This window comes from Flammeovirgaceae bacterium SG7u.111, from assembly GCA_034044135.1.
Taxonomy (GTDB): domain Bacteria; phylum Bacteroidota; class Bacteroidia; order Cytophagales; family Flammeovirgaceae.
Window position 1 is genome coordinate 7306624 of sequence record CP139021.1, and the last position, 13692, is coordinate 7320315.

At 41.3% G+C, this 13692-nt stretch carries 11 protein-coding genes; 4 read left to right on the forward strand and 7 right to left on the reverse strand.

All coding sequences use genetic code 11. The features are described 5' to 3' along the window. Positions 1-126 precede the first annotated feature (126 nt). The 3 genes from R9C00_28185 to prfB all read right to left on the reverse strand — a co-directional run bounded on the left by R9C00_28185 (position 127) and on the right by prfB (position 3318). Entirely contained in the window at positions 127-537 is a 411-nt protein-coding gene (locus tag R9C00_28185; protein WPO35580.1) for a response regulator, read from the reverse strand. A gap of 130 nt (positions 538-667) precedes the next feature. After that, complete coding sequence (locus tag R9C00_28190; GenBank protein ID WPO35581.1) at positions 668-2221, reverse strand: aldehyde dehydrogenase family protein; 1554 nt, start codon at positions 2219-2221, stop codon at positions 668-670. Between the two features lie 19 nt (positions 2222-2240). Further along, positions 2241-3318, reverse strand: a protein-coding gene (prfB, locus tag R9C00_28195; protein WPO35582.1) for a peptide chain release factor 2 whose coding sequence is annotated in 2 segments (ribosomal slippage) — positions 2241-3257 and positions 3259-3318 — 1077 coding nt in all. Because the reading frame shifts where the segments join, the coding sequence is not laid out codon by codon here. Positions 3319-3598: 280 nt separating this feature from the next. On the opposite strand from prfB, the gene R9C00_28200 reads away from it, so the two are divergent. Continuing rightward, positions 3599-4300, forward strand: a complete 702-nt coding sequence (locus tag R9C00_28200) for a head GIN domain-containing protein (GenBank protein WPO35583.1) — start codon at positions 3599-3601, stop codon at positions 4298-4300. A gap of 70 nt (positions 4301-4370) precedes the next feature. Here the strand turns inward: R9C00_28200 and R9C00_28205 are convergent, their stop codons facing one another. From R9C00_28205 to R9C00_28220, 4 genes are all read right to left on the reverse strand, one after another. Further along, on the reverse strand, positions 4371-4628 hold the full coding sequence (locus R9C00_28205) for a NifU family protein (protein ID WPO35584.1): 258 nt from the start codon (positions 4626-4628) through the stop codon (positions 4371-4373). A 36-nt stretch (positions 4629-4664) separates the two neighbouring features. Beyond that, on the reverse strand, positions 4665-5756 hold the full coding sequence (locus tag R9C00_28210; protein WPO35585.1) for an Mrp/NBP35 family ATP-binding protein: 1092 nt from the start codon (positions 5754-5756) through the stop codon (positions 4665-4667). 238 nt (positions 5757-5994) lie between these two features. Next, positions 5995-7653 (reverse strand): family 10 glycosylhydrolase, encoded by a 1659-nt coding sequence (locus R9C00_28215; protein WPO35586.1) that lies wholly within the window; start codon positions 7651-7653, stop codon positions 5995-5997. A gap of 244 nt (positions 7654-7897) precedes the next feature. Then, complete coding sequence (locus R9C00_28220; protein ID WPO35587.1) at positions 7898-8647, reverse strand: hypothetical protein; 750 nt, start codon at positions 8645-8647, stop codon at positions 7898-7900. A 533-nt stretch (positions 8648-9180) separates the two neighbouring features. Between R9C00_28220 and R9C00_28225 the strand changes: the two genes are divergently transcribed. The 3 genes from R9C00_28225 (at position 9181) to R9C00_28235 (ending at position 13587) form a co-directional block, all read left to right on the forward strand. Next, positions 9181-10068, forward strand: coding sequence for a CsgG/HfaB family protein (locus R9C00_28225; GenBank protein ID WPO35588.1), 888 nt, complete (start codon positions 9181-9183; stop codon positions 10066-10068). Positions 10069-10333: 265 nt separating this feature from the next. Then, on the forward strand, positions 10334-12568 hold the full coding sequence (locus R9C00_28230) for a Tex family protein (GenBank protein ID WPO35589.1): 2235 nt from the start codon (positions 10334-10336) through the stop codon (positions 12566-12568). Positions 12569-13335: 767 nt separating this feature from the next. After that, positions 13336-13587: a hypothetical protein gene (locus R9C00_28235; GenBank protein ID WPO35590.1), complete on the forward strand. Its 252-nt coding sequence runs from the start codon at positions 13336-13338 to the stop codon at positions 13585-13587. Positions 13588-13692: the final 105 nt, after the last annotated feature.

Genomic DNA, 13692 nt, shown 5'->3' on the forward strand with positions numbered 1-13692 from the left:
GAGCCACACAGATTTCTGTGTGGCTTTTATTGTTTTTGGATACCTCTACTAAGCATTTGTTTGTTTCATGCACAAAAAAAGAGCTTCACTATTTAGTGAAGCTCTTTTTGTAATCTTTTTTAGCTTTTAAAGCTCAAGCCCTTGCAAGTTTTGCTGCGTTAACGGCTTGTTGATGTATTTTTTTACGTAAGAATAATTTTTCGATTTGTTGATATCTTGAGGGTTGATAGATGAAGTAAGCATAACAATTTTACACTTACCTTTAGTATCATCATTCAACTTATCGAATAGATCTAAAAATTGAAAGCCATCCATAAGAGGCATATCTATATCAAGAAAAATGATGTCTGGTAATATTCTTGGAGCATCTGCAGTAAGTTTCTCGATATTTTTCAAAAACTCGATAGCGCTTTTTGCACCAGAATGTATAAAAATATTCTCGCTTATATTTGATGCCTCAATCATTTTCTGATTGATCAGATTATCAATCTCATTGTCATCAATCAACATTACTGAATGATATTTCTTTTCAGACATTGTCTAAGTGTAGTTAGTATTATTAAAAATTTTAAAATTTGCAAAATAAGTTGATTGCAAATCATTAAGATCACGACTAAAATTGGTAAATATTTTGGCTAGGAGCAAATTATTGATAATAAATATTTCTTTAGATATCGAATTTTATCCCCTGTGCCAAAGGTAGTTCTATGCCGTAATTTATAGTATTGGTTTGCCTTCTCATGTACGCCTTCCAAGCATCTGATCCTGACTCTCTTCCGCCACCAGTTTCTTTTTCTCCGCCGAATGCTCCTCCTATCTCAGCGCCCGATGTTCCAATGTTCACATTGGCTATGCCGCAGTCCGAGCCAACATGTGAAAGGAATAGTTCTGCTTCGCGCATATGGTCTGTAAAAATAGCTGAAGAAAGTCCTTGTTTCACATCGTTTTGGATGGCAATGGCATTGGTAACATCACCGCTGTATTTTATAAGATAAAGGATTGGAGCAAATGTCTCTTCTTGTACTATGGCAAACGAGTTGTCTACTTCCGCTAGAGCTGGTTCTACATAATTGCCTTTTTCGGGTAACACATTGCCGCCTTTTATAATTTCCCCCCCTTCTTTTTTTATTTCTGCAATAGCATTTTCAAATGCTTTCACGGCGAGGTCATCGATAAGTGGGCCTACCAGTGTATTTTCATCCAATGGGTTTCCTATACGCAAAGAGTTATAAATACTTATCAAGCGCTCCTTTACCTGTTCATACATGCTCTCATGAACAATGAGCCTGCGGGTAGAAGTACACCTTTGCCCTGCCGTGCCGACTGATCCAAATACAGTTGCCCTAATGGCCATTTCCATGTTGGCATTTTCGGTGATGATAAGTGCATTGTTTCCTCCTAGCTCTAAAAGAGTTTTACCAAGCCTTTCTGCTACTACAGCTCCCACTTTTTTGCCCATTCTGGTCGAGCCCGTTGCTGAGATCAGAGGTACTCTTTTATCAGAGGTCATCAGTTTTCCAACTTCAGCATCGCCAATTACCAAATTAAAAACCCCTTCGGGAAGGTCATTTTCTTTTAGCACATTACTGATAATTCTGTGGCAGGCAATGGCGGTTAGCGGGGTTTTTTCCGAAGGTTTCCAGATACAGACATTTCCACAAGCCGCTGCTATCATGGAGTTCCATGCCCAAACCGCCACAGGAAAGTTAAAGGCTGAGATGATTCCGACAATCCCCAAGGGGTGATACTGGTCGTACATGCGGTGCTCAGGTCTTTCGGAGTGCATGGTAAACCCATAAAGCTGGCGCGACAGCCCAACGGAAAAATCACAGATATCGATCATTTCCTGTACTTCGCCCAAGCCTTCTTGGTAGATCTTTCCCATCTCCAAAGTGACAAGTTTGCCAAGAGGATCTTTGTATTTCCTAAGCTCAAGCCCAATTTGCCTTACTACTTCTCCACGCTGGGGAGCTGGGATTTTTTTCCAAACGTCAAAAGCCTCGCTAGAGGTTTCGATTATTTTTTCATAGTCTTCGGCAGTAGCCTGGCTTACTTTAGCCAATAAGCTATTGTCAATAGGAGAAAAAACATCTATCAATAGGTTTTTATCTGTTTGTACGTTGCCCCAGTTGTTACCTGTGCAAAAGCCGGGGTTGATAGATGACAAGCCGAGTTCCTCAAATAATTGGGAAACTTCTGTGCTGTTTAGTTGGGTTACCATGGTTGTTGTATTGTTAAGGTTATTGACTCATTAAGAAAGCTTTAATATAGTCATTTAAGTCGCCATCTAATACTGCTTGTACATTCGTTTTTTCTACACCTGTACGCAAGTCTTTTATAAGTTTGTAAGGATGGAGAACGTAGTTCCTGATCTGAGACCCAAAATCAATTTTCATTTTGCTACTTTCCAGCTTATCTTTTTCTTCGTTGCGCTTTTCCAGTTCTACTTGGTACAGCCTAGACTGAAGCATTTTCATTGCCTTGTCTTTGTTCATAAGCTGAGAGCGTTCTTGCTGACACTCTACTACTATACCAGAAGGGGCATGCCTCAGCCTCACGGCAGTTTCTACCTTATTTACATTTTGCCCACCTGCTCCTCCTGAACGGAACGTTTCCCAAGTGATATCTGCCGGGTTGATTTCTATTTGAATAGAATCATCCACCACGGGGTAGACAAATACGGAGGCAAAGGAAGTATGTCTCCTTCCTCCTGAGTCGAAAGGGGAGATTCGTACCAAACGGTGGACCCCAATTTCGGATTTTAGGTACCCGTAAGCATATTCTCCTTCAAATTCTAAGGTAACGGAACGGACTCCGGCCACCTCACCTGGTTGGTAGTTGACTTGGCGAACCTTGTAGCCATTAGCTTCACCCCACATAATGTACATCCGCATAATCATCTCTGCCCAGTCTTGGCTTTCGGTACCACCTGCCCCTGGGTTTATTTCGATGATGGCCGAGAAGGGATCTTCTTCGCTGCTCAACATTTTTTTGAGCTCTAAGGCTTCGAGCGCTTTTGTAAATTTTTTAGAAGCGTCTTCAATGTCTTCTAAACTTGCCTCTTCAGCTTCATAAAACTCGAAAATAGTTTCGAGGTCCTCGAAAAGTTCTACTACCTTATCGAAGCTAATTATCCAGCTTTTCTTAGATTTTATCGCCTTTAGAAGTTTTTCAGCTTCTTTCGGATCGTCCCAAAAACCTGCTTCTGTAGTCTGGACTTCTTCTTTTTCTATTTCAGCTACTTTATTATCGTAGTCAAAGATACCCCCTCAAGGCTGTTACTCTAGCCTTCAAATCCTTCAGCTGTGCTGCGTTCATTGTTAATATTGTTTGATTAATTATTTTATTTCTACTTGTGATTAGGCTAAGCTAGTAAAGAAATGCCTATTTCCTGAGCACTTTCTTTGTTGTATTGCTTAAAATGAGACATCGCTCAAACCAAACGTTCTGTATAAGGACACAAAAGTAATCAAATAGATGAACTGTTTGTTTGCAGCGAAATAGATAAAATTTAAACATGCTCTTAATTAAAAAAAGTAGGAACGTGCAACCATTAATTTGGTCTTTTGTCTTTCAAATAAAAAAACATCCTATCAAAATGAAAAAGAATATATCAAAGGTTCTCTCTCTAGTAATTTGTTTGTTCGTACTTTCCTCTGCTTCGGTTCAGGCTCAATCCGAAACTCGAAAAGTTTCTGGGTTTGATCAGGTGAAAATAAGCGGGGCTTACTTGGTGTACCTCACCGAGGGCAATGAAGAAATGGTGGAAATAGAAACACAGAATATTGATCCTGAGGAAATAGTTACGGAAGTAAACGGAAATGTGTTGAAAATTGAGCCAAAACAGAAAAACTGGAAGTATAATAAGAGTAGGGTAACAATTAATATTACCTATAAAAAGTTAGTCGCTATCCATTCTGGCGGTGCATCGAATATTGTTGGTAACTCGGTGATCAAGACCAGTAATTTTGACCTTAAAGGAAGTGGCTCGGGCGATATGAAAATAAAAGTAGATGTGAATAACTTGAATATTTCGCTTTCAGGATCTAATGATGTAGAAGTAGAGGGAAAGACAAACACACAAAGCATAGCTATTTCTGGCTCAGGAGATATCTCTGCATTTGAACTGGAAAGTGGTACGACTACTGTTAAAATTAGCGGCTCGGGAGATGTAGACGTAAATGTGAGTGAAAGCCTTACTGCTAAAATTAGCGGTTCGGGTGATATTTCCTACAAAGGCAGTCCCGATAGGCAAGATGTAAAAGTATCTGGATCGGGAAGTGTGAAGAAGGTTAACTAAAACTTGTAGGGTCACAGAAACAAAAGCCTAGTTTGATAGTCAAGCTAGGCTTTTGTTTGTATGTGGGTAGCTATGCAACTATTTTATTGACAGCAACCACGCTTTTTATTTCTGGTACAGCGCTTAATATCGCTTGTTCTACACCTGCTTTTAAGGTCATAGAAGACATTGGGCAGCTCACGCAAGCTCCCAAAAGCTCAATTTTTACTACCAGTTCTTCAGTTATTTCAAGCAGCTTTACATCGCCTCCATCTGCTTCTAAATAGGGTCTTATGCTTTTTAAAGCTTCTTTCACCCTGTCAATCAAACTTTCTTTTTCTGCTGACATTTCTTTGTTGTTTTTGAATTTCTTATCGCCTAGAGGTTATTGAACTTCTACTGGCTGAGTTTGTGTCCCACTGGCATTTCTAATAGCAACGTTCCTTGCTAATTCGTTTGCAATATCTTTGAACGATTCTGAAACTATCCCTTCTTCCATCACCACAGGGCTTCCTTTGTCACCACCTTCTCTAATGCTTTGTACTATTGGTACTTCTCCTAAGAAAGGAACTTCAAATCTGCTCGCAAGGTTTTTACCACCGTCTTTTCCAAAGATATAATATTTGTTTTCTGGCAGCTCTTCGGGGGTAAAATAAGCCATGTTTTCTACAAGCCCGAGGATAGGAACATTGATTTGTGCTTGGCGGAACATCGCTATTCCTTTTTGTGCATCGGCAATGGCTACTTTTTGAGGAGTGGTGACAATTACTGCACCAGTAACGGGCACTGTCTGTACCATCGTGAGGTGGATATCACTTGTTCCTGGAGGCAAGTCTATGAGGAGGTAATCGAGCGCACCCCAGTCGGTATCGGCAAAGAATTGCTTCAAGGCTGAGCTGGCCATTGGCCCTCTCCATATCACTGCATTTTCGGGAGGGGAAAGGTAGCCAATTGAAAGAAGTTTTATTCCGTATTGCTCAACGGGTATAATGACATTTTTGCCGTCAACTTGCTTCACGCCTGGGTGGGCATTTTCAGTTCCAAACATGGTCGGGATAGAAGGACCAAATATATCGGCATCTATAATACCAACCTTTGCGCCTGTGCTAGCTAAAGCCATGGCAAGGTTTGAGGTTACAGTAGATTTTCCAACCCCGCCTTTACCAGAAGAAATAGCAATGATATTCTTCACTTCGGGAAGGAGGTTTGCATTACTTCTTATCGAAGTAACATCTGAGTCCATAAGTACCTCTACTTCGATTGAATCATCTACTTGGTCGTGGATAGCTTCGGTGCATTCTGACCGGATGCGTTCTTTAAGAGGGCAGGCGGGAGTAGTGAGTATCACGCTAAAGCTGACGCTATTTCCAGATATTTTTACGTCCTTGATCATGTTGAGGGTAACCAAATCTTTTTTCAGATCCGGTTCCTGAACAGTGGATAAGGCGTTGATGATGTCTTGTGTAGTAAATGACATGAATGATGTTGTTCTTATTGAATTATGTGATAGTAAAGTGACTTTGCTGTTAGTATAACAAAGATTTGATTATGTATCGATACTAATTCTTAGCGTATAATGTAAAGATAGGTATTTATGGCCAAACTCTTTTAAATCGGGCAAGCCAAAAGATCCCATTGTCTTTATTGGGGCTTTTGGCTTGTTTTAACCTTTATAGTTGCCTTTTTGTTGGCTAAAGTTGATTTTTCACTTGCTATTAGAGGCTAATGAGCCATCCAAAGTAGTTTTTCATTCCTTTTTGGTAATGGTTGTACATAAACAGCACATCCTCATAAGGCCATTTTCCCATTACTAGCGTACTTGTTCTGATTGGGATTGCAGGAATGCTTTCGTTATGGAGTCGATCTACCGAGGTAATTAGGTAATCGTACTGCTTCAAGTCTTTTACTGTTTTATCTAAAAAAGAAGTATCTGAAGCAGGTAATATTTGGAATATATTTTTAGCATCTTCTATCGAATAATTCTCCCCTGTTTTTGCCATTTTATAAATAACATAATAGCTAGGGCTTTGGCCATCATCGGCAGGGCCAGGGTTTTTCCAATGAATGGAAATTCCTTTTGGGCTCATAGAAACTGTAGCTTCCCGAGGGCTGAGCGGCGGGGTATTGTCTATCCAAGGCATAGAGGGTATAAGGGCAGGCTTTTGGTAGAAGGACAATTCAAGCGAATCTCTAAAATGCCCGCGGTTTCGCATAAAGCTTTCTGCCCTAAAGTACACACTTCCCGAAATATTTTCCAAAGACCTGTTGTACCGTAGCTGGAGCGGGATTTCCGATCTATTGTACCAAGTTTTATCGTAGTCCCAGTACACCTTAAAAGCGGCATGGCCTATATACACATGGCGGTCGAAGCTGTTTCTGTTCCACCACCGAACCAGCGTACGGTAATTCACAGCTTTCAGCTGCGTGCTAAAATATACTTGGGGAACAAGGTAATCTACCCAGCCTTTCTGCAACCAGCCTCTCACATCAGCATGAAGATGGTCGTAGCTTGTGATTCCGCCGCGTGTGTTAGAGCCTTGTGGGCTATCATAGATATTTCGCCATACTCCAGCGGGGCTTACCCCAAATTTCACATAAGGTTTTAAGGATTTAATGGCTCGATGCGTATCTTTTATCAGCAGGTCAATGTTGTTTCTCCGCCAGTCTTTTATGTTTTTGAACCCACCTTTGTACTTCCTGTAAGTGGCTTTGTCATCTAGTTTGAGGTTAGCCTGCGGAAAAGGATAAAAGTAATCGTCGAAGTGGATGCCATCTATATCATATCTCTCCACAATGTCTGCCACTATGTTTACCAAGTACTTTCTTACTTCGGGCAGCCCTGGGTTAAAGACTTTCATTGTGCCGTATTGGAGCATCCATTCGGGGCGGGTGTTGGAGATATGAGACTTGTGAACATTGGAAAACCGAGTGTTATAAACAGCTCTTAAGGGATTTATCCAAGCATGGAATTCCATATTCCGCTTATGGGTTTCTTCCAGCATGAACGACAGGGGGTCGTAACCCGATTCGGCGGGCTTGCCCTGTTTTCCTCCTAGCCATTCCGACCACGGTTCATATTTACTCATGTAGAAAGCATCGGCAGCAGGTCTTATTTGGACAATCACCGCATTCAAGTTTGTCTTTTGGCACCTGTCCAAAATATTAATGAATTCTTCTTTTTGCTGCTCTACGGACATGCCCTTGCGAGAAGGCCAATCCATATTGTTAAGGGTGGTGATCCAAATAGCTCGAAACTCTCGCTTGGGAGGAGGTACTTGTGCCGCAAGGTTGCTGTAATACACAAACTGGGTGATGATGATCCCCGATAATAAAACTATAAAAATAAGGGCTGCTTTTCTAATTCGTTTTTGCATATTGAGCTGATTGACCCATGCGGGATTTGATAGTACAAATGTTTGATTGTCAGTTGGCTTAATAAAGCTTGGTTTAAAAGTTTATTGTACCTGATTTACTAACGAGTAATAGATATCATACAATTGCACAAAAGCTGGTCGGTAATCAAAAAAAACATAGGGTTGCACAAACAGGTTACCGGTGCAAATTTGCCACGATCGCTCAATAATAATTAGGAAAAGTGAAATGTGAGGTATTTTTCACCTACTTTCTGAACCCATAAAAAAATGTAAGGAAAGCAGAGGTGTAAACTTGCCTATTATCTGCACGGGGAATAATGATGATTTCATTGGCAAAGGCATCGAGCATAAAGCCAGCTTCAAAGCCTGTTACATTTGTTTTGAAGGTTCCGAATTCAAATGAAAGCGACGATTTGAAAGAAATACCAGGTTCTATTTTAGCTTGGGAAAGAGATTCAGTAAACCTGCCGGTACCTAAAATATTATCAGATTGGCCAGCGTGAATGTCAGGGTTATATTGTTCGGTTCTTACAAGCCCATTTCTATCTTTAAACTCAATTAAGTAAGGTGCGACAATACCGAGCGTAGGCCCAATGGCGCTGATCCAGTTTACTTGGATACCTTGTTCCTTTGCCTTTTGGAAGAGGAGTATTTCCCTGCCGTATTGCGGGCGGATGGTGAATAAGTAATTCTGTTTTCCTTCTATGTAACTTCCTCCAGTGCTATAATTCTGTACCCTATTTTCCTTGGGGTGCTTTACATTGACCATTTCAATAGAAAAACTATGGTACATCTGTTTGGTGATAACCCTAGCATGCTTAAAGCTGATGCCCCCCAAAAGACCTGCGTTAGTGTTGAAGTTTAGGCCATAGACATATTCTTTATGATAAAGCACATCATCATCTGCCTCATCATAAAACTGGGCATGAAGATTTGTGCTTGCCACAAGTAGTGCGCCTATTAAAAAAAGAATGTGTTTTGCCGATTTACTCATTGTTCAAACTAACTTTTGTGCAAAAAAACCAACTATAACATGAATTTGCTTAGCTGTAAGAAAGCTTTATTATTGATTTAATATGGGTTGAATACCTCAGAAAGCACTAACTTTGGCTAAATAATAATGACTATTAATGCCTTATAAATCATTGTAGTGCCCACAACTAAACTGTCAAACACTAAGGTAATTAAAAATGTTCAAGTATCATCCTCTAGGGATTTTTTACCCAAAGGAATATTCGGTGCTTGAAACACAACTTAAAGAAGGCTAGCGCCGCAAATCATTTTTTCAACTCACCAGCTAATTATGTTGACACGCATTTATGCCATTTGGCTGTAATGCTGATCAACTCACATCCACTTTTAGAAAATCAGTGGATATCTGCTTCATATCAATTGCGGGGAATACCATTTTCCCAAACTCTACAAGCGTTTGGGTTTACTATGGCGCTTAGTCGAATATCAACCAAAGTAATTTTTAACTCTATCTCTAATATAAACTCATACTAGTATTAGTCAATCAAAATAATTATGAAAAGAGCTGCACTTATCGTTTTCAGTATCTTATTTATGTTCAATGTACAGGCACAAGAGGTGAAAGAAACTGTTGGCATATTTCCATTTACTTCTTCACAGTACAACTATTGGTCTCGCTACAGGAATTATGCTAATGGCCTGTCGGAAGTAGTGGTTGATGCTATGGTCAACTCCCAAAGGTTTACTGTGGTAGACCGGACCAATTTCGATGACGTATTGAAAGAAGGGGATTTACAAAAAGGAGAAGATTTTATAGAAGGCCTAGTGGTTGCCCAAGGCAAAAAACTTGGTGCTCAATATGCCATTACAGGGACTATCATAAGTGCTTCGGCAGATAAAGCTTCAACAAGTAAGATTCCAGTCTCGCTTCCAGGGGTTTCCAGAAATGTTTCAAGCTATTTTGGGTCGATCAACTTTACTATCAAGATAATAGATGTGGAAACAGGTCAAATCAAAGCTTCTGAGACACTCAAAAGCGTAAGTGCCGCAAATTTTGTGGTGAACACCCCAGAAGATGCGATATCCAATGCTGTCACTAATTCAGATGATGAAATTTTGAAGTTTATTAATAAGCATTTTAAAATACGTGCCGTAGTTCAAAAAGTCCGATTAGAAAAAAAAGGTGAAGCCAAAGAAATTGTGATAGAAGGGGGAACTGCAAAAGGCTTTAAGAAAGGCCAAATGTTTGAAATAAAGGAAATTTCTATAGTGCAGTTGAGTAACGGAAAGGAAGTAGAACAAGTGGAGACGGTAGGTGAGGTAAAGATAATCTCGGTTGATAATGAATACTTTTCTACCTGTAAAGTCTATAAAGGAGGCGATATGATCAAGAGTAAAATAGATAAAGGAGTCGTGCTGTATGCAATGCCTGAAGTAGACTAGCTCTTTTCATGCTTTTACTGATGGTTGCGGACAGTCTGCAGGTGCGGTTATTAGGTTACAAGTACTTCTGTTTTTCATAACCGCTGGGCAACTAACGGTTATTTTTTTTGGCTTTCATATTCGTTTAGTATCAAAAAATTGAACTTGGGTTTTCAATAAAATATGTAATTTCGCCCACTTTTGGAAAAGGGAAGGAAGAAGGGTTTCCTATATTTTATCAAACTAAAAATCTACTTTAACTTGAAAAGTAGAAACGCTTAAGCAAATGGATAAGAATATTTTATTAATAGCTCAAGAGTTAAAAATCAGCGATAAGCAGGTAGCTGCTACGCTAGAATTGTTGGATGGCGGCGCGACCGTTCCTTTTATCTCTAGGTATAGGAAAGAGGTAACAGGCAGCCTCGATGAAGTTGCCGTAGCAGCCATTCGAGATAGGGCGTTGCAACTTCGGGAAATGGACAAAAGGAAGGCGACTATCCTCAAAACCATAGAAAGCCAAGGCAAGCTGACCGATGAGTTGCAAGCAAAAATAGAAAGCGCCGAAACTATGACGGAGCTGGAGGATATTTACCTTCCGTACAAGCCTAAAAGAAGAACCCGTGCTACCATAGCGAGGGAAAAAGGGCTTGAGCCATTGGCAAAGGTAATCTTTGAACAAGCGAAAAACGATCCTGCCAGTGAAGCCGAAAAATATATAAGCGAAGAAAAGGAAGTAGCAAACACCGAAGAGGCACTTGCTGGGGCAAGAGATATTATAGCCGAATGGGTAAACGAAGACCAAGAGGCGAGGAAAAAAGTGAGGCACTTGTTTGAAAAGCAAGCTGTGGTGAGCAGCAAGGTGATCCCCGGAAAAGAGGAAGAAGGGCAGAAGTACAAAGATTATTTCGACTGGTCTGAGCCTTTGCACAACATTCCTTCGCACAGACTGCTGGCTATGAGAAGAGCAGAAAGAGAATTGATTATTTCTTTTGACTGTACACCTGAGGAGGAAAGGGCACAAGAAATATTGGAAAAGCAATTTGTGACCAGCAGCAACGAAAATGGACAGCAAGTCCAGTTGGCTATAAAAGATTGCTACAAAAGATTATTGAAACCCTCTATGGAGACAGAAATCCGTTTGGCTTCGAAGCAAAAAGCGGACGTGGAGGCTATCAACGTATTTGCCGAAAACCTCCGCCAGTTGCTTATGGCAGCACCTTTGGGGGAAAAAGCAACGCTTGCCCTCGACCCAGGTTTCCGTACGGGCTGCAAAGTAGTCTGCCTCGATAAGCAAGGGAAATTGGTTCACCACGAAGCTATTTACCCCAACGAGCCACAGAAGAAAGTTGCCCAGTCGGGAGCGATCATCAAGCATTTGGTAGAGAAATTTAACATAGAAGCCATTGCCATAGGTAACGGAACGGCGAGCAGGGAAACCGAAAGCTTTGTAAAAAGCCTTGGGCTTCCTTCCAGTATCATCATTTTGATGGTAAACGAAAGTGGCGCATCTATCTATTCCGCTTCCGAAACCGCTCGTGAAGAATTCCCTGACCAAGACGTGACCGTAAGAGGCTCGGTTTCTATCGGTAGGAGATTGATGGATCCTTTGGCAGAGTTGGTAAAGATCGACCCAAAATCTATTGGCGTTGGGCAGTACCAACACGATGTGGATCAAAACGAATTGAAGAAATCGCTGGACGATGTGGTGCTTAGCTGTGTGAACGGCGTAGGTGTGGAAGTGAATACGGCAAGTAAAGAATTGCTGACCTACGTTTCGGGCGTAGGAGCTTCTATTGCCAAGAACATCGTAAAATACAGAGAGGAAAACGGTCCTTTTACTAAGAGAAGCGAGCTGAAAAAAGTAGCCCGACTTGGCGATAAAGTATATGAGCAAGCAGCTGGTTTCTTGCGCATAAGAAATGCGAAAAACCCATTGGATGCCAGTGCGGTTCACCCAGAAAGTTATCACATAGTGGAGCAGATGGCGAAAGACCTCAACTGCACAGTGAAGGATCTCATGAGCAAAGACGAGTTGAGGAAACTCATAAAGCTCAAAACATATGTGACGGACAAAGTAGGCTTGCCCACTCTCCAAGATATTTACAGCGAGCTTGGCAAACCTGGGCGAGACCCAAGGGAGCAGTTCGAAGCCTTCCAATTTGCCGAAGGTGTAGACAAAATGGAAGATTTGAAAATAGGAATGAAACTTCCGGGAATTGTCACCAACATCACCAACTTCGGAGCTTTTGTAGATATAGGAGTTCACCAAGATGGCTTGGTACACCTCAGCCAAATGGCCGACCAGTTTGTAAAGCATCCTTCCGATGTGGTGAAAGTCCACCAAAAAGTGGAAGTGACCGTAACCGAAGTAGACATCAATCGCAAAAGGATAGCCCTCAGCATGAAGTCGGGCGATAAAAAAGCTCCCCAAAAGAGAAAAAGAAAGGACGGAGCACCAGCCCCAAAAGAGCAAAGTATGGAAGAAAAACTCAGCATGCTCAAAAGCAAGTTTGGGAAGTAGAGCTTAGGATTGAGTAAAAGTGTTTATTTATTGAAAGCCTGTGAGATTCGTCTTGCAGGCTTTCGTTGTTTTTCAGCCGCTCGGTTCCAGCCGAGTGGCAACTATTTTGTAGCCTCTGGTTGCCATGAGCGAGACGCTCGAAAAATATTCCTCACTCGGCAAGAGCCGAGCGAGAGGAGTGTCCTTAATCGGAGGAAGGATTAAAAAAACAACCCCAAATAATCTAAAAATCCACGGCTTAGGATTTAGTTTTGAAATGATGAGATTAGATGAAAAATGGATTAATGGCTTATTGTCCAAATAATATTCTGTGGTAGTTCTAGAAGTTAGCGGGGGAGAATAGAAATTTACTCGGCTGTAGAATAATTAAGAGCGGGAATGCGTCGGTTAAGGGCTTTGCCAAATAGTCTTCGGGGGGAATGCGAAAATCCAGCGGGGGAATAGGAAAAAATAGGATGATCGCCGAATAATCTAGACTGGGAATGCAAAAATGTAGCGGGAGTGTTGGTAAATCGCCTCCGTTTGTTAGTTGAGCCACCCTTTTTGCCCAGTTTCCCACTTCTTTTGTGGCAAAGTGGCAGTCAGGAGTGCTTGGGAAGCTTTCTTGTAGAGTAAAGAGCGGTTAGTTGGTAGTACGGGGCAAGGAGTGCGAGGTGTATCTCCAATCTTTTATGAGCGGAAAGCTTTTTTGAACCCTATGCCGTATCTTTGGGTTAGCAAAATAAAGACTTCACATCGAATAACCGTGCCGAGGGCACTTATGCTATATGATTAAGTTTCTTTTAATTCTCATTCTTGTTATCTATCTCGTTTCTCGCTTTGCAGGGTACATTTTTAGGGTGATCTACTGGCTTACAGGACAGACGCCCCCACACCAGCGAAAGGCACAAAGTGCTTCTTCGGCTACACAAACAAAGAACGGGATTCAGGTTATTATTCCTCAAAAAGAACAAAAAAGAGGAGAGTTTAAAGGCGGTGATTATGTCGACTTTGAAGAAGTGAAGGAAGATAAGAAGTAGGGGTAGGAAGAGTTGGGACTTGGGTAGGGGTTAGCTAAAAACGCTACTCGCCCCACTCGCTCCTAGCCGAGTGAGGACTATTGTTGAACATCTTGCTTAAAGGTA